The sequence below is a fragment of the Gordonia jinhuaensis genome (genome assembly GCF_014639795.1).
In the GTDB taxonomy this organism is placed as follows: domain Bacteria; phylum Actinomycetota; class Actinomycetes; order Mycobacteriales; family Mycobacteriaceae; genus Gordonia_B; species Gordonia_B jinhuaensis.
Map to the genome: position 1 here is coordinate 20652 of NZ_BMGC01000016.1, position 19023 is coordinate 39674.

15 protein-coding genes and 1 pseudogene are annotated in these 19023 nt (G+C 67.4%); 11 read left to right on the forward strand and 5 right to left on the reverse strand.

Annotated features, from left to right (window positions below):
- Nucleotides 1-220: 220 nt before the first annotated feature.
- On the reverse strand, nt 221-364 hold the full coding sequence (locus tag IEW22_RS11840; protein WP_188586813.1) for a hypothetical protein: 144 nt from the start codon (nt 362-364) through the stop codon (nt 221-223).
- Between the two features lie 552 nt (nt 365-916).
- Between IEW22_RS11840 and IEW22_RS11845 the strand changes: the two genes are divergently transcribed.
- On the forward strand, nt 917-1666 hold the full coding sequence (locus IEW22_RS11845; protein WP_188586814.1) for a DsbA family protein: 750 nt from the start codon (nt 917-919) through the stop codon (nt 1664-1666).
- Nucleotides 1667-1692: 26 nt separating this feature from the next.
- On the forward strand, nt 1693-2385 hold the full coding sequence (locus IEW22_RS11850; RefSeq protein ID WP_188586815.1) for a vitamin K epoxide reductase family protein: 693 nt from the start codon (nt 1693-1695) through the stop codon (nt 2383-2385).
- 23 nt (nt 2386-2408) lie between these two features.
- Here the strand turns inward: IEW22_RS11850 and sigC are convergent, their stop codons facing one another.
- Nucleotides 2409-2963: an RNA polymerase sigma factor SigC gene (gene sigC / locus IEW22_RS11855; protein WP_188586816.1), complete on the reverse strand. Its 555-nt coding sequence runs from the start codon at nt 2961-2963 to the stop codon at nt 2409-2411.
- 124 nt (nt 2964-3087) lie between these two features.
- Between sigC and IEW22_RS11860 the strand changes: the two genes are divergently transcribed.
- Together IEW22_RS11860 and IEW22_RS11865 are read left to right on the forward strand one after the other, a co-directional pair.
- Nucleotides 3088-5463, forward strand: coding sequence for a heavy metal translocating P-type ATPase (locus IEW22_RS11860; RefSeq protein ID WP_188586817.1), 2376 nt, complete (start codon nt 3088-3090; stop codon nt 5461-5463).
- Between the two features lie 44 nt (nt 5464-5507).
- Complete coding sequence (locus IEW22_RS11865; RefSeq protein ID WP_188586818.1) at nt 5508-5972, forward strand: hypothetical protein; 465 nt, start codon at nt 5508-5510, stop codon at nt 5970-5972.
- Between the two features lie 53 nt (nt 5973-6025).
- On the opposite strand, the gene IEW22_RS11870 is transcribed toward IEW22_RS11865, so the two are convergent.
- Nucleotides 6026-8221 carry a cytochrome c oxidase assembly protein gene (locus IEW22_RS11870; RefSeq protein ID WP_188586819.1) on the reverse strand — a complete coding sequence of 732 codons (2196 nt, stop codon included), beginning with the start codon at nt 8219-8221 and terminating at the stop codon, nt 6026-6028.
- Between the two features lie 49 nt (nt 8222-8270).
- On the reverse strand, nt 8271-9080 hold the full coding sequence (locus IEW22_RS11875) for a zf-HC2 domain-containing protein (protein WP_188586820.1): 810 nt from the start codon (nt 9078-9080) through the stop codon (nt 8271-8273).
- 290 nt (nt 9081-9370) lie between these two features.
- On the opposite strand from IEW22_RS11875, the pseudogene IEW22_RS20110 reads away from it, so the two are divergent.
- The 5 genes and pseudogenes from IEW22_RS20110 to IEW22_RS11895 form a co-directional block, all read left to right on the forward strand.
- Nucleotides 9371-10408 (forward strand): annotated as a pseudogene (locus tag IEW22_RS20110) (glutamate-cysteine ligase family protein); the annotation flags it as partial.
- A gap of 282 nt (nt 10409-10690) precedes the next feature.
- Nucleotides 10691-12067, forward strand: coding sequence for an ergothioneine biosynthesis protein EgtB (gene egtB, locus IEW22_RS20115; RefSeq protein WP_229742548.1), 1377 nt, complete (start codon nt 10691-10693; stop codon nt 12065-12067).
- Between the two features lies 1 nt (nt 12068).
- Nucleotides 12069-12824: an ergothioneine biosynthesis protein EgtC gene (egtC, locus tag IEW22_RS11885; RefSeq protein WP_188586822.1), complete on the forward strand. Its 756-nt coding sequence runs from the start codon at nt 12069-12071 to the stop codon at nt 12822-12824.
- Nucleotides 12825-12867: 43 nt separating this feature from the next.
- Nucleotides 12868-13839 (forward strand): L-histidine N(alpha)-methyltransferase, encoded by a 972-nt coding sequence (egtD, locus tag IEW22_RS11890; protein WP_188586823.1) that lies wholly within the window; start codon nt 12868-12870, stop codon nt 13837-13839.
- A 70-nt stretch (nt 13840-13909) separates the two neighbouring features.
- Nucleotides 13910-14866, forward strand: coding sequence for an NADP-dependent oxidoreductase (locus tag IEW22_RS11895; protein ID WP_229742531.1), 957 nt, complete (start codon nt 13910-13912; stop codon nt 14864-14866).
- 18 nt (nt 14867-14884) lie between these two features.
- Here the strand turns inward: IEW22_RS11895 and IEW22_RS11900 are convergent, their stop codons facing one another.
- The gene (locus tag IEW22_RS11900) at nt 14885-16258 is read right to left on the reverse strand and encodes an NADP-dependent succinic semialdehyde dehydrogenase (RefSeq protein WP_188586824.1); all 1374 of its coding nucleotides are present in this window, start codon (nt 16256-16258) and stop codon (nt 14885-14887) included.
- Between the two features lie 265 nt (nt 16259-16523).
- On the opposite strand from IEW22_RS11900, the gene IEW22_RS11905 reads away from it, so the two are divergent.
- A complete protein-coding gene (locus tag IEW22_RS11905) occupies nt 16524-18773 on the forward strand; it encodes a heavy metal translocating P-type ATPase (protein ID WP_373284176.1) in 2250 nt (749 codons plus the stop codon).
- Nucleotides 18770-19015 carry a DUF2630 family protein gene (locus tag IEW22_RS11910; protein ID WP_188586825.1) on the forward strand — a complete coding sequence of 82 codons (246 nt, stop codon included), beginning with the start codon at nt 18770-18772 and terminating at the stop codon, nt 19013-19015. Before IEW22_RS11905 ends, IEW22_RS11910 begins: the two co-directional genes overlap by 4 nt.
- The last annotated feature ends 8 nt before the right edge of the window (nt 19016-19023 follow it).

Sequence of the window (19023 nt, forward strand, 5' to 3'; positions counted from 1 at the left end):
CTCCTGCCGCGGCTGGTGGGCTGGGTTTTCCACTGTGGTTCTCCGAGGTGTCGGAGACGTCGTACCCAACGGTACGGCGATCAGGTCGTCGGGGCAGGCGTCATGGAGATGCAGAAGGGCCGGCAACCCCTCGGTGTGCCGGCCCTGTCGTGTGTGCGGAGTGCGAACGCTGGATGACGCTGTTCACCAGCGTCATGGTCGCCTCTGCGTCAGCGGTGTGTCACCGCAGCGAATCCTCGTGACGCTGAGCGATCACCAGCAGCTCGTCGCGAACGGACGGGTCGCGCACCGCATTGATCCGCGCGTACATACGCCGCCGGCTGTTGGCTCGACGGACATTCGCGCGAAGCTCCGCGAAGGACATTGCTGGTCACTCTCCTCATGATTCGATCCCGGATGGATCGTTCGGCTATTTCTCGTTCGGTGTCGCACGGTCGGATGCCCCAGGCATTGGATGTCCTGTTCATTCGATGCCCAGTCATGCCTGACAGGGCTCGTTCGATCCGGTGACGACACACACCGAGAATCCATGTTACTTCTGCGTTAACGGGCGCGTCTACGCAGATCATCCCGGTTGAGTGTGAGTTTGTTAACAGGCGATTAACATGTGCATACCGACGAGTAGCCCCGGCTGCACGTGCCGGCAGTGACCACCCGGAGAAGGCGATCGGTCAAGCGCGGCCCACCAGAGAAGTTCGTCTGATTCGCCTGATTCCCAAAGTCCCCGAAAAGTCATCGTCTTCGCAGGTCAGGGTGAGGGAATGGGGGTGCCCGCGGCGTTTCGGTACAGTGGGCTGCGGCCTCGACCCGGCCAGGTTGGCAGCAGGGCTGTACTGCATCACAGCTGCACTCGGTTCCGGGCCGGCGGGTGCACGGGCAGAATCGGCGCGAGACAAGCGGAGACCACGGAAAACCAATGGCAAGCAACAAGGGCAAGTCGGCGAAGAAGCCGTCGGTTCTCGATCCTCGGGCCGCAGAACGTCGCCGCACGATCCTGTTCCGGGTGGGTGCGACCGCCATCGTCGTGATCCTCGCGGTCGCGATCGGTGCGTGGATCATCATCTCCAAGGACTCGACCTCCCAGAGCGCTGCGCCGGTTGATGACAAGGACGCGTTCCGTGTCTCGGGTACGGCCAACGACAAGGCGATCCTCAGCCTTTACGAGGACTTCCAGTGCCCCGTCTGCCGATCCTTCGAGGCGAACTTCGGGGATGCGATCGCCACGTTGCGCAAGACACCCAACGTCTCGGTTGAGTACCACCCCATCGCGTTCCTCAACAGTGAGAACAACCGGAACTACTCGACGCGGTCGGCCAACGCGTCTGCGTGCGTTGTCGACGCCACCGATGCGGAGAGAACCGGCAACTACGATGTGTGGCTCAATTTCCACAAGATCCTCTACGACCAGCAGCCGGCCGAGGGTGGCAGCGGCCTCGACGACAACACGTTGAAGGCACTCGCCAAACAAGCTGGTGCGCCAGCGACCGTCGACGCCTGCATTGACAACCAGACGCATTCCGCGGTCATCGACAGTCAGACCAAGGCGATCCTGAACTCCGGCTGGTTCAAGGGCACTCCGACGGTGAACCTCAACGGCAAGCCCGTCGACTGGAATTCGATGACACCGGATGAGTTCGTAGAGAAAGTAAAGTCGGCTGCTTCGTAGCTGCCGCACAAAGTCGAAAGCACGTCATGAAATCTCACGAAGCCGTCGAGGCTGAATCAACCGTGGGCGCGGATACGGCAACCACATCCGACGCAGTGGCCTCTGCCAGGGGCGACCAGGGCGCCCCTCCCGCCGACGATCGGTCCACCGGCTACCGCCCGGGGATCGTCACCTCCGCATTCATCCTGGTGATGGGGGTGATCGGACTCGCATGCGCGTGGATCATCACCGTGGAGAAGATCGACCTGCTCGAGGACCCGAGCTACAAGCCCAGCTGCAGCATCAACCCGATCATCTCGTGCGGGTCGGTCATGCAGTCGTGGCAAGCTGAAGTCTTCGGCTTCCCCAACCCGCTACTCGGGCTGATCGGCTTCACCGTGGTGATCGTCACCGGTGTGCTGGCACTCTCGCGAGTGGATCTGCCGCTCTGGTATTGGATCGGTCTGTTCGTCGGACTGCTCGCCGGAATGGCCTTCGTCTTCTTCCTGATCTACTCGGCGCTCTACCGCATCAACGCCCTGTGCCCGTACTGCATCGTTGTGTGGATCATGACCGCAGCGCTGCTGGTGACGGTGCTCAACGTGATCGCCAAGAAGGTGGACAGTCCGCGGCTGCGGACGTTCGCCAGCTGGATGTGGACCGTCCTCGCGCTGTTCTACGTTGCCGTGTTCCTGATGATCATGGAGCACTTCTGGTACTACTGGAAAACCCTGATCTGAGGTTCGCTGATCCGGGGATTTCCTCAGATCGCGCGATCATCCGCGCGTGCGGCGGCCTGCAGCTCGTCACGGGCCCGCGCGACGCGTGAACGGATGGTGCCCACCGGGCAGCCGCACACCTGGGCAGCCTCGGTGTAGGTGAGTCCCAGGATCTGGGTGAGCAGCAGCGCTTCACGCCGTTCGGCGTCCAGGCCCGCTATCAGCATCTCCCACTCGACGCGCTCGGCATGGCCATGCGTACCGGAGGGATGTGCCGTCGCCGCGGCCTCCACGTCGTCGTGGGCGACGCGCGGGCGGCTGGTCTCGCGACGGATGTCGTCGACCACCACTCGCCGCGCGATCGACAGCAGCCAGGTGCGTGCGGTCGATCGACCGGAGAATCGGGGCAACGACCGCAGCGCGCGGATGAATGTCTCCTGGGTGAGGTCGTCGGCGCGGCCGGCGTCGGAGAGGTAGCAGATGAACCGCCACACATCGGCCTGCGTCGCGCGGATGAACGACTCCATCGCGCCGCGGTCACCCCGGCCGGCGGCAAAAGCCCATTCGGTGACGAGGTGGTCGTCGCCGGAGGTGCTCACGAACCGAAACGATAGCGTGAAGGGAGCGGGAACTGTTCGCCGACCCGGTACGACCACTGTTCGACGGGATCAGCAGGACACGGCTGCGTGGTGAGTCCTGCGGTGTGGTGAGGTCTGGAGAGAGATGAGTGTTGCCGATACGGCTTCCGATCAGGCGCAGCGGCGCGTCGAGTTCGACGTCTCGGGGATGACCTGCGCGGCCTGCGCCTCGCGCGTCGAACGCAAGCTCAACAAGGTCGACGGCGTGCGCGCCTCGGTGAACTATGCGACGCGGGTCGCGACCGCATCGGTGCCTGCCGACACCACCGACGACGAGCTGTGCGCCGTCGTCGAGAACGCCGGGTACCACGCGCAGCCGCGGACCGACTCGGCGCAGGCGCCGCGCGACCACGACTCCGACCGCGCCCGTGACCTCTTCCGCCGGCTGGTGGTGTGTCTGGTGCTGTTCGTCCCGCTCGCCGATCTGTCGGTGACCTTCGCGGTGGTGCCGGCGACCCGGTTCACCGGCTGGCAGTGGCTGCTGCTGGTGCTGGCACTGCCCATCGTCACCTGGGGCGCCTGGCCGTTCTACCGCGCCGCGGTCAACGCCGCGCGCCACCGCACCACCACGATGGACACCCTGATCTCACTGGGCGCGATCGCGGCGACGGTGTGGTCGGTGATCACGATGTTCGGCAGTGGCGCCCACACCCGCGATGACGACCGCGGCGTGTGGCATGCGCTGTTCGCCGCCGACTCGATCTACCTCGAGGTCGCCGCCGGGGTGGTGGTGTTCGTGCTGGCCGGGCGCTACTTCGAGGCCAAGGCCACCTCACGTGCCGGCGGGGCGTTGCGCGCGCTGGCCGCGCTGAGCGCCAAGGATGTCGCGGTGCTCTTCCCCGACGGCGGCGAACTACGGATCCCGGTCGCCGAACTCAAGGAAGAGCAGCGCTTCGTCGTGCGGCCTGGCGAAACCGTGGCCGCCGACGGCCTGGTGATCGACGGGCGCGCCGCGATCGACATGTCCACTATGACCGGCGAGTCCACCCCGGTGCAGGTCGAACCCGGCCAGAAGGTGGTCGGCGGCACCGTGGTGATCGGCGGACGTCTGATCGTGGAAGCGGCCGCAGTGGGCCCCGACACCCAGTTCGCCGCGATGGTGCGACTGGTGGAGGAGGCGCAGGCCGACAAGGCCGGTGCGCAGCGCCTCGCCGACCGCATCGCCGGCATCTTCGTGCCGACGGTGATCGGCCTGTCGTTGATCACCCTGGTCGCGTGGCTGGCGGCAGGTGAGCCGGTCGGACGCGCAGCAGCGGCAGCACTGGCCGTGCTGATCATCGCCTGCCCGTGCGCGCTCGGGCTGGCCACGCCGATGGCCCTGATGGTGGCCTCCGGACGCGGCGCTCAGCTCGGCATCTTCCTCAAGGGGCACCGGGCGCTGGAAGTGTCGCGACAGATCGACACCGTGGTGTTCGACAAGACCGGCACCATCACCACCGGTGAGCTGTCGGTGATCGACATGACGATCGACCCGGCATGCGGTCGCGACCGCGACGAGATCGCCGCGCTGGCCGCGTCTGTCGAATCGTCGTCGGAGCATGCGATCGGCGCGGCACTGGCCCGTGCTGTCCCCGACGCCTCGGTGACCGACGTCGAGGACTTCACCGCTGTCCCCGGCTGCGGTGTGACCGGGCGCGTCGGCGGGGTCGAGGTGATGGTCGGCAGTCCCCGGTGGGTGGGCGATGCCCGGCAGGTCGACCCGGCGCTGGTCGCCACGCGCCGCGACGAGCAGCGACGCGGACGCACCGTGGTCTACGTAGCCCTCGAGGGGCGGGTGTGTGCGGCGGTGGTGGTCGCCGACGCGGTCAAGGACTCCGCGGCCGACGCGATCGCCGAACTGCACCGGCAGGGGTTGCGCACGCTGATGGTGACCGGCGACAACGCTGTGGCCGCGCAGATCATCGCCGACGAGGTGGGGATCGGTGAGGTGATCGCCGAAGTGCTGCCCGACGGCAAGGTCGACGTGGTCGCACAGTTGCAGGCGCAGGGATGTGCGGTCGCGATGGTCGGCGACGGGATCAACGACGCACCGGCGTTGGCCACCGCCGACCTCGGGCTGGCCATCGGCCGCGGTACCGACGTTGCCATCGGAGCTGCCGACATCATCCTCGTCCGACACAGTCTGCACACCGTTCCCGAGGCGCTCGGTCTGGCTCGCGAGACCTGGAAGACCATACGCACCAACATGATCTGGGCCTTCGGCTACAACGTGGCCGCGATCCCGATCGCAGCCGCCGGGCTGCTCAACCCGTTGATCGCCGGCGCGGCGATGGCGCTGTCGTCGCTGTTCGTGGTGTCGAACAGTCTGCGGCTCAAGCGATTCGGTACATCCACCAGGTCGTCGACGGTATCGCGAACGCCTGCATTGCCGGCAGAACTCGATGTGGCACAGGGCGATCCCGAAGCCGGGCACCACACCCGAGGCGATCGCGCAGATCGCGCTGTGGTGCGGTCGCTGTGACACCGCTGCCCGGCGGCGATGCACCCGACGTGCATACTTCCCCCATGACCACTTCTGCGGTACCACGCCTGCGCCCCCGTCGCACCAGGATCGCATTCGCGTGCGCGGCCGCGGTCATCGCGGCCGGTTCGATCGGAGCGTGTTCGTCGAGTGATCGCAAGGATGCCTCGGCGGGACGGGAGAGCAACGCGGCAGCCGTTGGCGGACAACTCAATCCGGCTTCTGTCGACCTGATCGCCGACCGGGTGGAGAAAGACGGTCTGGCCATGCCCAATCGGCGCAACGTCACCAGCACCGAATGTCCGAAGATCGGGTGTTCGGGCAAGGTGGCCAGCGACACGGTGAGCATCACCAAATTCCCGACCACCGGCAAGACCGAGATTTATTACAGCAAGACCGATCCGGGCACCGGTTTCCAGATCGGCAACGTGGTGGCCGGGTTCGCCTCGTCGCTGTCGGACGACCAGCGGCAGTCCTACGAGGGCGCGATCACCCAGGCCTCGCGCTGAGGTAGGGGCCGCCGATCTCCTGGCCCCGACGATCTCCTAGCGCCGCCGATGTCCTAGCGCCGTGACTTCGACAACTCGTCGAGCATCGCGTTGTAGGCGTCGAGCTCGTCGTCGGCGTACTTGTCGACCCGTCGATCCGACGAATTCGCCTCGCTACGGTCCGATCTCGCCCACTGCACCGCGAGTGCGAGCACCACGATGAGCAGCGGGACCTCTGATGCGCCCCAGGCGATCGCGCCGCCGACGAACTGGTCGTGGCGCTGATCGGTGACCCAGGGGAGTCCGACATAGGTGTAGAAGGTGTGTCCGATGACCGACTGCATCGTCATCGTGGCGATGCCGAAGAAGGCGTGGAAGGGCATCACCGCCAGCAGCAGACCCAGCCGCGCGAAGTAGGGAAGCCGTTTCGGCCCGGGGTCGAGTCCGATGATCGCCCAGTAGAACAGGTAGCCGGTGATGAGGAAGTGCACGCTCATCAGCTCGTGGCCCCAGTGGTAGCGGTCCAGGACGTCGAACAGCGGGGTGAAGTACACCGCGTAGAGCGACCCGACGAAGATTGCCAGCGCGACCAGCGGGTTGCTGATCACCGCCACGAACCGGGAGTGCACCATCCACACGATCCATTCGCGCGGCCCGGGCAGCGCCCCGCGTTCGGCGGTCGGGAATGCGCGCAGCCCCAGGGTCACCGGGGCGCCCAGGATCAGCAGAACCGGCACGAACATGTTGAGCACCATGTGTTCGGCCATGTGCACCGAGAACATCGCCATCCCGTAGGCGCGGACACCTGAGCTGGTCACGAACAGCAGTGCCGCACAACCCAGCAGCCACGACAGTGTCCGCCAGCCCGACCAGTTCACCCCGTCGCGGCGCAGGCGTAGCACCCCCACCACGTAGGCCACCGCGAGCACGATCGCACCGAGTCCGAGGAACAGATCGAATCGCCAGGTCCCCAGCAGCGTCGACACCGACGGCGGTGAGTCCAGGTGATAGCCGAGGAACACGTCCCAGATGGTGAACTTGTGGGCGAGTAACGCCGGTGAGAACCGGGTCTCCATCGCCGCGATCGCAGCCAGGGCCGCGATGCCGGCACCGGCGCCGACGGTGGTCACCACGGTGATCATCCGGCGGCTCGTGGCGCGGGTGAGTCCGATGGCCGGTGCCGCGGTGGCCACGGCCAGCGCGATCGCCGCGACCACACCCCAGCGGCCGTAGGCGGTGGTGAAGGCGTAGCGCGCCGGGATCAGCAGAGCGCCCAGCACCGCACCGAACACCAGGGTGAGCACCCCGAGGCCGGTTGCGGTGGCGAAGACGCGGCGGGAGGACTGTCGCAGGTCGTGGTCGGAGGTGTCGGTCGGCTGGGTCAGTCCGGTGGCGGCCAGCAGTCCGACCAGGGCGGTCAGGGCGACCGAGAACACGATCACCGCGCTGGTGCCGTAGTCGTGGTTGGGGCCCTGCCCGGCATTGCCGGTCACGGCGAGTGCGAGCACACCCGCGCAGGCGGGGATGAGCAGCACCACATGGCTGGTCCAGCGCAGCAGCATCCGCGCGCAGACGGCGACCACTGCTGCGCAGCATGCGCTCACCAGCCAGCCCAGTGACTGCTCGGAGGCGTCGATCAGCGGCCACCAGACGTTCGGGTCGGTGGCCTTCGACAGCGGGACGCCGGCGGCGTTGGCCGCCGAGACCCAGGTCATGAGCAGCGCGACCACCGCCCACGTCGCCCCGGCCCGCTCGGCGATCCGGTGTGCGCGGTAGACCTGCGGGTCGATCACGTTGTGGTCGTCAGGGCGGGCGCACAGGACCACGTATGCCAGCGCACCGAGTGTGGCGGTGGCCGTGAGGGCGCCGAGGAAATAGCCGGCGGTGGCCACCATCGAGGTGAACAGCCCGGGGAAGTTGTCGCCGGTCTCGTCGTAGCGGGTGGCGCCCGACACCCCGCAGTAGGCCAGCAGTGCGGCCACACCCGCGATCACCAGTACCGGCAGCCACGTCCGGATGGTCGGGATGCGTCCCTCGTCGTCAGAGTCCTGAACAGCGTCGTCGGGGTCCTGAGAGTCCTGAACAGCGTCGTCAGTGTCCTGAACCGCGTCGTCGGAGTCCTGAACTGCCGGGTTCGGCCCGGCGGCGCCGTCCGATCCAGCCGACTCGGCCGGGCTCGAATCCGCGGCGGTGGGGGTCGTGTCGTCAGCGTCGACGGTGCCGTCGTCGGACACAGTGCTCTCGTCGCGCACCGCAGGTTCCTCACTCATCGCTACTCACAGGCACTCTCGCCAACGACACGCCCACGATCGGCGTGGGTCACGCCGCCGAATCGTCGGTCGGTCGCAGATGCGTGCGCCTTTTACCAAGCCTTGCATGTGCGGGCACCTCCACGCGGGGCGGGGTCGCGGCACGTTGATCGGGAGCGGTATCGCGTTCGGTGCGCCAGGCGAGTAATGCGGCCACCGCGCCGATCACCACCGGCAGGTGGCTGGCCACCCGGGCTGCGGTGAGCACACAGGCCACGGCGTCGGCGATCACGAATCCGATCAGGAACACCGCGAAGGTGCCCGCGATCACGGCCACACCGGGCAGGACCTGTCGCCACAGTGCGGCCACCACCATCGCCGCCGCGAGCGACAGTTGCGCGGCCACCGACTCGTGCATCAGGTGCTCGCCGTCCATCGCCGGACTCGCCATCGCGCCGGGATGCCCGTCGACCATGCCGAAGGTCACCCCCGCCAACTGGGTCAGGGCCACCACGAGCGTGGCCACACCGGCCACGAGGAGTACGGCCGAGGCCCGGTGCGAGGAGATCCAGCCCACCGCGAGGCGTTGCGGGGACGTGTTCTGCCGCGCGAGCGAGGCGGTCACCAGCGTCCGGTCGGACAGGGCCGGATCGGACAGCGCCGGATCCGACAGGGCGCCGAGGAGATCGTCGGTGAGATCGGGCATCGCCGACTCGGCCTCCCGCAGCCGCAGTCGCCGCGAGTGGTTCTGGGCGCGCACATACCAACTGCAGCACTGCGCGCATCCGTCGAGATGTTCGTCGACGCGCGCGGCCGGCACCGGCTCACGCTCGCCGTCGATACGCGCGGACAAGGCCTCGCGCGCCACCTCACACTGCATGGCATCCATTGTCGCCTATCAGCCCCACCCCGCATCAACCCGTCACGTATCGACCTGCCGCTGGCACGGTGTCGTCGCGTGGCCCTCAGCCGGCGAAATACGGGAATCGGGTAATGCGGGCAACCCATGTGCCCGAGGGCGCGGTTTCCGTAGCATCGGGACCGGTGCGGCGCTCGCGCCGCGCGGACCCGGAGCCGGCGACCGGATGCAGCACAGCGTCCCCTCTGCCCACCGAGGCCCCAACGCCGAACGTGTGAACCCCGCATCATGCCAGGGGGGTACCAGGGCATATGACGAGCACAGACCCCGTACGAGACCGGTGCGTCACATCCGCGGCGGCGGTCGGAACCGATCCCGAGGTCGAGGTCGACTCCAGGGCTGCCGCACTCGCCTGGATCGCCGACACCTGCTTATCCCTCCGAACGCCCAGACTCGTCGGCGCCGAGGTGGAATGGTTCACCGATGATCGCGACGGGCACAGGCCGTCCGTGCCGGCGCTGGCCGCCGCACTCGGTGACGCAGCTCCGCAGACCATCGCACCGCACTCGCCGCACCGGCCGTTACCCGGCGGTAGCCGCGTCACCGTGGAACCGGGCGGTCAGCTCGAACTGTCCAGCGCACCCGCATCCGGCGCCGCTGACCTGATCGCCGCCCTGCGCGCCGACGAGCGGCACCTCCGCGACCTCGTGGGTGCGTACGGACTGACCCTGCGCGCGGGAGCACACGATCGCAGCCGTCCGGCCGAACGAGTGCTCGATTCGCGGCGGTACGCGTTGATGGCGCAGCACTTCGCGCGGATCGGCCCGCACGGCATCGACATGATGACCAACACCGCGGCCGTGCAGGTGAGTATCGACGCTGGCTCCTCGGCCGACCAGGTGCGCCAGCGATGGCGCGCCGCGCACCTCATCGGACCCGCGCTGGTCGCCGCATTCGCCGACACCTCCGGCACTGACTGGTCTTCGACGCGCTTGCGCGCGTGGGCCAATCTCGACGGACCCCGCACCGGCCTCGACGGCTCCGGCGTCGGTGCCCACCACGATCCGTTCGTCGACTACCCGAAGTGGGCACTGCAGGCGCCGATGCTGTGTCTGCGCACCCTGGATGCGGGAATGATCGCGCCGCCGGCCGGAGCGAGCTTCGATGACTGGCTCAGCGGGGGTCTCGACCATCTGGTCGGGCGCCGACCGACCTTCGCCGACCTGCGCTACCACCTCACCACCCTGTTCCCCATGGTGCGTCCGCAGGGGCATCTGGAGCTGCGGTATCTCGACGCCCCGGCGTCGGGCCGATGGGATGTACCCGTTGCCGTGGTGTGTGCGCTGTTCGCCGACCCTCAGGTCACGGCACAGGCGTCGGCGATCGGTGCCGCACTCGACGTCGATTGGGTCACCGCTGCCAGGGTCGGCCTCACCGATCCGCTGATCGCTTCTGCCGCAGCACAACTGCTCGATCTGGCCACCGCTCCCACCGCCAGCGCGGTGACCCCGTTGCACATCCCACACCGCACGACCTCAGGAGGCGTCGCAGTGACCACCACCCCAGCCGACCGTTCGGACCCCGAACGCCCAGCCCCTGCTGCGCAGCCATCGGGCAGTGAGACAGAACAGATGCGCACGATGATGTTCCACGTGCTCTCGCAGGCGCGGGAGCGCACGCGCGGACTCACCGAGTCGGTCGACGACCGCGACCTCGTCGCGCAGCACTCGCCGATCATGAGTCCGCTGGTGTGGGATCTCGCGCATATCGGCAACCAGGAGGAGCTGTGGCTGGTCCGCGACGTCGGCGGTCACGACGCGGTGCGCCGTGACATCGACGACCTTTACGACGCCTTCAAACACCCGCGCAACACGCGACCGGCGCTGCCGCTGCTGCGCCCCGACGAGGCGCGCTCCTACGTCGACTCGGTACGGGACAAGGCATTCGACGTACTCGGATCTAGTGCGCTGTCGGGTTCGAGACTCCTCGAGGGAGGCTTTGCCTTCTCGATGATCGCCCAACACGAACAGCAGCATGACGAGACCATGCTCGCCACACATCAACTCCGTGCGGGTGAGCGGGTGCTCGCTGATGAGCCGACCCCGTCGGCGTCGGCGACCGACCATCCCCACCTCTCGGCGCATGAGCGGGACGAGGTGATCGTCCCGGCCGGGCCGTTCACCATGGGAACCTCCACACACCTGTGGGCCCTGGACAACGAGCGCCCCGCCCATCAGGTCGACGTCGAGGCGTTCGCCATCGACCGCTACCCGGTGACCAACGGCGACTTCCTCGAATTCATGGACGACGGCGGATACGAACGCGCACAACTGTGGACCTCCCGTGGGTGGCGCCACCGCAGCGAGAACTCCCTGCGTGCACCGAAGTTCTGGGAATACGACTCCGGAATAGGCTGGTACACGAGGATTTTCGGCGAACTGAGCCCGGTCGAGTACGACCGGCCGGTGGTCCATGTCAGCTGGTTCGAGGCCGACGCCTATGCGCGCTGGGCGGGCCGGCGGCTCCCCACCGAGCCCGAGTGGGAGAAGGCGGCCTGCTACGACCCCGCGACCGACACCTCCTGGGTGTATCCGTGGGGGGATACCGCGCCGTCGCTGTTCTCGCCGAACTCATTGTGCGAGTACGCCAACCTCGGGCAGCGACATCTGCAGCCCGCGGCGGTGGGTGCTTATCCGCGTGGCGCCTCCCCGCTCGGCGTACATCAGATGCTCGGCGACGTGTGGGAATGGACGTCGTCGGACTTCCTGCCCTATCCGGGATTCGCGGCCTTTCCGTATGCGGAGTATTCCGAGGTCTTCTTCGGCGGGGATTACAAGGTGTTACGGGGCGGTTCGTTCGGCACGTCGCCCACCGCGATCCGCAACACCTTCCGCAACTGGGATCACCCGATCCGGCGACAGATCTTCTCCGGGTTCCGGTGCGCACGAACCGTCCACGACGAACAATCGAGTGCGTCGGTGTACTCCGAACGATCGGAGCGCCCCTGAGATGTGCCGCCATCTGGCCTATCTCGGCGCACCGAGATCGGTCTCGCATGCGCTCACCGACGGCACACACTCGCTGTTCGAACAATCGTGGGCACCGACGGATATGCGCTGTGACGCGGTCATGAACGCCGACGGGTGGGGTGTGGCGTGGTGGCCGCAGGCCTCGTCGGCGCATGCCGCCGCCGGACCCGACGCGTACCGCGACGAACACCCCATCTGGTCGGATCCGGCGGTGCGTCACACGCTGACGCATGTGCGCGCGACCGCGATCGTCGCCGCAGTGCGGTCGGCGACCGTCGGCATGCCGATCTCGGCGCAGGCGTGCGCCCCGTTCACCGACGACGGCTGGGCGTTCAGTCACAATGGCGTGATCGCCGGCTGGCCGCAGACGTTGGCGCGACTGGCCCCGGATGTGCCGGTCACCGAGTGGATGCGCACATCCGCCCCGACGGATTCGGCGACCCTGTGGACCTATGTGCGTCACGAGCTGGCGGCGGGTGCCGACCCGGCGACGCTGCTGAGCCGGGTCGTGACCGAACTGTGCGCTCAGGCGCCCGGATCGCGGCTGAATCTGCTGCTGTCCGACGGTGATTCGGTGCTCGCCACCACATGCGGTCATTCACTGTCGGTACGCCACGACGCGGACGGCGTGCTCATCGCCTCCGAGCCGACCGATGGCGACCCCCGGTGGCAGCCGATCGACGATCATCATCTCGTGGTGGCCACGAGCGCACGCGTCGAGATCACGGCGCTGTGATCGACAACATCCACCGCACAACACCACCGGCGAAAGGGTGGAAGTGTCCACACCTGTACTGGAGATCATGCTGACCGATGCCGACGTCGAGGCGGCACTGCGCGCCGACGTTGCCGCCGGGTTGACCGGCACACCGAAGACGTTGCCGCCGAGGTGGTTCTACGATGCAGCGGGAAGTGAGCTGTTCGAGCAGATCACCCGGCTCCCCGAGTATTACCCCACCCGCACCGAGCGTGGTCTGCTCGCCGAGGCCGCCGACGAGATCGTCGCAGCAGCGCATGCGGGCACGATCATCGAACTCGGCTCGGGCTCCTCGGAGAAGACGCAACTTCTGCTCGACGCGGGGGTGCGCGCACAGACTGTGAAAGAATATGTACCGCAGGATGTCTCGGTGTCGGCACTCACCGATGCCGTAGGTCAGCTCTCCGCGCGGTATCCGAGCCTGCGGGTGCACGGGATGGTCAGCGACTTCACCACCGCCGTCGCAGATCTGCCTGCGGGTGAGCAACGCATGGTGGTCTTCCTCGGCGGTACCCTCGGGAACTTCACCCCCGACGAACGGGCCGCCTTCCTCGCCGACCTCGCCGCATCGCTGACCACCGGTGAGACCCTGTTGCTGGGTGTGGGACTCATCACCGATCCGGCGGTGATGGTCGCGGCCTACGACGATTCCGCCGGTGTGACAGCCCGCTTCAATCGCAACGTGCTCTCGGTGCTCGACCGGGATCTCCACGCCGACTTCGCCGTAGGGGATTTCGATCATGTGGCGCTGTGGGATCCGGTCAACGAATGGATCGAGATGCGGCTGCGGGCACGCCGCTCCATGACCGTCACCGTCGGTGACCTGGGCTTGACCGTGGAGTTCGCGCAGGGGGAGCAGATGCGCACCGAGATCTCGGCGAAGTTCCGGCTGGAGTCGATCAGCGGCGAACTCGAGGCCGCGGGGCTGCCGCCCGAGCAGGTGTGGGTCGACGAACAGTCCCGTTTCGCGGTGATCCTGGCGCGTCGCAGCTGACGCGCCGTCACCGAACGGGGTGCGCCCGCGGTGTGCAGGCTGTGGTGTGCCGCGGGAGCATCATGGAGATATGAGCACCGAAGCGCAGTCCACCGGTCAGCAGATGAGGGCGGTGACATTCGCCGCGTATGGCGACAGTGACGTCCTCGAAGTCAGTGAGGTCCCCCGACCATCGGTGGGCGCCGGCGAGATCGGCGTGAAGGTGATCCTCGCCGGCGTCAACCCCTTCGACGTGAAGGTGCGCAGCGGGGCGATGGCAGATGTGATGGCGCTGCCTCTCCCGGCGATTCCCGGCCTGGAATTCGCGGGTGTGGTCGACGAGGTCGGGGACGGCGTCGGCGACGTGGAGATCGGTGCCCGGGTGGTCGGGTGGGGAGCCGGGCATCACGGAACCTACGCGGAGTTCAGCGTCGCCCGCGTCTACGTGCCGATCCCCGATGACCTCTCCTATCAGGAAGCGGTGACCGTGCCGGTCGCCGGTGACGCCGCGGCCAGAGCCGTCGGCGAGGTCGAGGTCGTCTCCGACGACGTGGTGGTGATCCACGGCGCGAGCGGCGGCGTCGGATCGATCGCGGTCGGACTGGCACTCGACGCCGGCGCCACGGTGATCGGTACCGCCAGTGCCCGTAACCAGGACTTCGTCGCCTCACTCGGCGCGATCCCGGTGCTCAACGGCGAGGGGATGATCGACCGCATCCGTGCGGCGACGCCGCGACCGGTCACCGCCGCCTGCGATCTGGTCGGCAACGGGGTGCTGCCGCAACTGGTGGCGCTGTGCGGATCGGCACGACGGGTGGTGACCATCGCCGACCCCGGCGCCTCGGATCTGGGCGTCACGTTCTCGGGCAGTCAGGACGAGAAATCGCGCCGGGAGACGCTCGCGCGCAACCTCGAACTGCTCGAGGAGGGCACGATCATCACCCGGGTCGCCGATGTCTACGAACTCGACGAGGCTGCCAACGCGCAGGACCTCAGCAGTTCCGGCCATGCGGGCGGCAAGGTCCTCATCACACCGATCTCGTTGTGATCGCCGCGGGCGGGTCGCTCACGCGATCCACACGGTCTTCACGTTGCAGAACTCGGCGATCCCATGCCTGGTGAGTTCGCGCCCGTGGCCGCTGTCCTTGACGCCCCCGAATGCCAGCTCGGGATAGGAGGTGGTCATCCCGTTGACGAAGACCTGCCCGGCGGCGATGTCGCGGATCGCGGTGTCGGCCTCGGCCTCGTCGGTGGTCCAGATGTTGGAACCCAGGCCGAATGAGGTGTCATTGGCCAGTGTGATGGCCTCGTCGAGGCTGCTCACCCGGTAGACCGCGGCCACCGGGCCGAACACCTCGGCGCCGTAGATGTCCATCTCGGGTGTGATGTCGGTGAGCACGGTCGCCGGGTAGAACCAGCCAGGACCGCCGGGAACATGCCCGCCGAGTGCGACCTTCGCGCCGTGTGACACCGCGTCGTCGACGAGTTCGGTCACGTCCGTGCGGCCCTGTTCGGTGGCCAGCGGACCGATGTCGGTGTCGGGGTCGGTGGGGTCGCCCAACTTCTGGGCGCCCATCTCGGCGACGAAGGCGTCGAGGAATTCGTCGTAGACGTCGTCATGGATGATGAACCGTTTTGCCGCGATGCAGGACTGGCCGTTGTTCTGGACGCGGGCGGTGGTCGCGACCGATGCGGCACGGGCGATGTCGGCAGAGGGCATGACGATGAACGGATCCGAACCGCCGAGTTCGAGGACCACCTTCTTGAGTGCGCCGCCGGCGATACCGCCGACCGAGCGGCCCGCACCCTCACTGCCGGTGAGGGTCGCCGCGGCGACGGACGGATCCTCCAGGATCGACTCGATCTGTGACGACGACACCAGCAGGGTCTGGAAAACGTTGTCGGGCAATCCCGCCCGTCGGAACAGGTCGCCGAGGTAGAGGGCCGTCTGCGGCACATTCGAGGCGTGTTTGAGCAGCCCCACGTTGCCGGCCATCAGCGCGGGCGCTGCGAACCGGATCACCTGCCACAGCGGGAAGTTCCAGGGCATCACCGCGAGTATCACGCCGAGGGGCTGATAGCGGTGAAATGCCTTCGAGGCGTTCACCGCACCGGCGTCGGCGGGCTCGTCGGCCAGCAGGTCGGCGGCGTGGTCTGCGTAGTAACGCAGTCCGCGTGCACATTTGGCGATCTCGGCCTTCGCGGCGGTGAGCGTCTTGCCCATCTCCGCGGTCATCGTCGCGGCGAGAGTGTCGGATTCGGCGTCGAGGATGTCTGCCGCGGCGCGCAGACCACGAGCCCGCTCGTCGAAACCGGTGAGACGGTAGTGCTGGGCGGCCGTGTGGGCCGCCGCGATCCTGGTCTCGATCTCGGCGTCGTCGAGCGCGTCGAAACGGGCGAATTCCTCGCCGGTTGTCGGGTTGATGGATGCGATGGCCATATCGTGCCTCCTGACGCACCGGTGCCGATCGACTCGATCGACCGGTGCCTACTGCGCGGGCGGCTGCCCTGCCTGGTTGGAGCTGCACTGCCTGTGACGAACAGCGCGCCCGCCCCACGTGCCGGTGGCCCGTGCTCGACCACCCCTCAACACGACTGTAGACCGCCAGTCCAAACGTGACGGGTGTATACCTAGAGGGGGTATACGTCGACCAGCCGGGACGGTGAGTCATCAGATGCACGAGCACGAGCACCCAGATTACGACATGAGCGATCACGACATGAGTGGTCACGACATGAGTGGTCACGACATGAGTGGTCACGACATGAGTGGTCACGACATGAACGGGCACGGGGGATCCGGCCATATGGGTCATGCGGCCCATCACGCCGTGATGTTTCGAAATCTGTTCGTGGTCATGGTGGTACTCGCCATCCCCACAGTCGCCGCCAGCCCGGGATTTGCCGATCTGCTGGGTTATTCGGTGCCCGACCACGGTTGGGTCACCTGGATCTCGCCGGTGTTCGGCACGATCATGTACATCTGGGGCGGACGGCCCTTCCTCACCGGAGCAGTCAGCGAGATACGTTCTCGCACACCGGGAATGATGCTCCTCATCGCACTGGGTATCACTGTGGCGTTCCTCGCCTCCTGGGCGGCGAGACTGGGGCTGATCGACCGGTCGATGGATTACTGGTGGGAGCTGGCACTTCTCATCGTCATCATGCTGCTCGGCCACTGGATCGAGATGCGTTCGCTGGCGCAGAGCAGCTCGGCCCTGGATTCACTGGCCTCACTGCTGCCGGATACGGCCGAACGTGTGGTGGGTGCTGACGACGACGGCAACGGGGGGCACACCGAATCCGTCGCACCAGGCGATCTGCGTGTCGGCGATCTCGTGGCAGTTCGCCCCGGCGGGCGGGTACCCGCCGACGGCGTGATCGTCACCGGCGCCGCCGATGTCGACGAATCGATGATCACCGGCGAATCCACCCCGGTGCGTCGCGCGCAGGGAGACCACGTTGTCGGTGCCACCATCGCCACCGACAACGCGATCCGTGTCCGGGTGCAGGCCGTCGGCGAGGACACCACGCTGGCCGGTATCTCCCGGATGGTCGAGCAGGCGCAGAACTCGTCCACGCGCACACAGCGTTTCGCCGACCGCGCCGCTGCGCTGCTGTTCTGGTACGCCGTCATCGCCGCACTGCTGACGATCATCATCTGGGCCGCCATCGGTGAGCCCTACGACGGGCTGACCCACGCCATCACGGTGCTGGTGATCGCGTGTCCGCACGCGCTGGGACTGGCGATCCCGCTGGTGGTGGCCATCGCCACCGAACGAGCCGCCAAGATGGGGATGCTCGTGAAAGATCGCGCCGCGCTGGAATCGTTGCGGTCGGTCGACACCATCGTGTTCGACAAGACCGGAACCCTCACCACCGGCCACCCGGCCGTGGTGGGTGTGGTCCCAGCCGACCCGGCTGACACAGCCGACCAGATCCTCGCGACTGCGGCTGCCGTGGAGTCCTCGAGCGAGCATCCGCTGGCCCGCGCGATCGTGGAGGCAGCCTCTCGCCGCGGGCTCACCGTCCCCCCGGTGTCGGACTTCTCCGCCGACATCGGGTCCGGGGTCCGTGCCCGCGTCGAGATGTCCGGTGACGGGCACACGGGCTCCCACGATGTCGCAGTCGGCGGTCCGGGCATGCTCGCCGACCTCGATCTCGACGGGCATGAGGTGGACACCGACGACTGGTCGCGTCATGGATACACCGTGCTCTACGTGGTCGCCGACCGACACGTGCGTGGGGCGATCGCGCTGACCGACGAGATCCGTCCGCAGTCGCGGGATGCGGTCGACGCCCTGCACGCGCGGGGTGTGTCGGTGGTGATGTTGACCGGCGACGCCGAGTCGGTGGCCGAGGCGGTAGGCGAGGAACTGGGTATCGATCAGGTGGTGGCCGGAGTGCGTCCCGACGGCAAGGCACAGGCGGTGGCGTCCTTGCAGGCCGATGGCCACCATGTGGCGATGGTGGGCGACGGCGTGAACGACGCACCCGCGCTGGCCACCGCCGACGTGGGTATCGCCATCGGCGCGGGCACCGACGTGGCCATCGACTCCGCGGGGTTGATCCTGGCCGGTAACGACCCCCGCACCGTGGTCTCGGCGATGGAACTCTCCGATGCCGCTCGGCGCAAGATGGTCCAGAACCTCTGGTGGGCAGCCGGTTACAACCTCATCGCGGTGCCGTTGGCGGCGGGTCTGCTCGCGCCGATCGGATTCGTGATGCCGATGGAGGTGGGCGCCATCCTGATGTCGATATCGACGGTGGTGGTCGCACTGAATGCCCAGCTGCTGCGGCGCACACACTTCACCTTCCAGGACAGTCAGGAGCCTGGAGATTCGGGCCATTCCGGCCATTCCGACCCGGATGGTTCTGGCCACGAGCATCAGGGTCACCGGTCTCACCGTGATCGGTCGGCCGATCCGGCATCGCCCGTAGACTCGCAGTCATGAGCGACAAGTCGATTCACGCCCACATCACCGACCTCATCGAGGAGGAGCGCGACCTGCGCGGCAGCCTCTCCCGCGGCGAGATCTCCCGCGAGGACGAGAACGGCCGGCTCGGGGAGATCGAGGTCCAGCTCGACCAGTGCTGGGATCTGCTGCGTCAGCGGCAGGCGCTGCGGGATGCCGGCCGAGACCCCTCCGACGCGCAGGTGCGCGGCGCCGACGTGGTGGAGAAGTACAAGAGCTGAGCCCGGCG

Coding starts and splice junctions, on each gene's coding strand:
- IEW22_RS11840 (WP_188586813.1), bottom strand. CDS start 364: ATGTCCTTCGCGGAGCTTCGCGCGAATGTCCGTCGAGCCAACAGCCGG.
- IEW22_RS11845 (WP_188586814.1), top strand. CDS start 917: ATGGCAAGCAACAAGGGCAAGTCGGCGAAGAAGCCGTCGGTTCTCGAT.
- IEW22_RS11850 (WP_188586815.1), top strand. CDS start 1,693: ATGAAATCTCACGAAGCCGTCGAGGCTGAATCAACCGTGGGCGCGGAT.
- IEW22_RS11860 (WP_188586817.1), top strand. CDS start 3,088: ATGAGTGTTGCCGATACGGCTTCCGATCAGGCGCAGCGGCGCGTCGAG.
- IEW22_RS11865 (WP_188586818.1), top strand. CDS start 5,508: ATGACCACTTCTGCGGTACCACGCCTGCGCCCCCGTCGCACCAGGATC.
- IEW22_RS11870 (WP_188586819.1), bottom strand. CDS start 8,221: ATGAGTGAGGAACCTGCGGTGCGCGACGAGAGCACTGTGTCCGACGAC.
- IEW22_RS11875 (WP_188586820.1), bottom strand. CDS start 9,080: ATGCAGTGTGAGGTGGCGCGCGAGGCCTTGTCCGCGCGTATCGACGGC.
- egtB (WP_229742548.1), top strand. CDS start 10,691: ATGCGCACGATGATGTTCCACGTGCTCTCGCAGGCGCGGGAGCGCACG.
- egtC (WP_188586822.1), top strand. CDS start 12,069: ATGTGCCGCCATCTGGCCTATCTCGGCGCACCGAGATCGGTCTCGCAT.
- IEW22_RS11895 (WP_229742531.1), top strand. CDS start 13,910: ATGAGCACCGAAGCGCAGTCCACCGGTCAGCAGATGAGGGCGGTGACA.
- IEW22_RS11900 (WP_188586824.1), bottom strand. CDS start 16,258: ATGGCCATCGCATCCATCAACCCGACAACCGGCGAGGAATTCGCCCGT.
- IEW22_RS11905 (WP_373284176.1), top strand. CDS start 16,524: ATGAGCGATCACGACATGAGTGGTCACGACATGAGTGGTCACGACATG.
- IEW22_RS11910 (WP_188586825.1), top strand. CDS start 18,770: ATGAGCGACAAGTCGATTCACGCCCACATCACCGACCTCATCGAGGAG.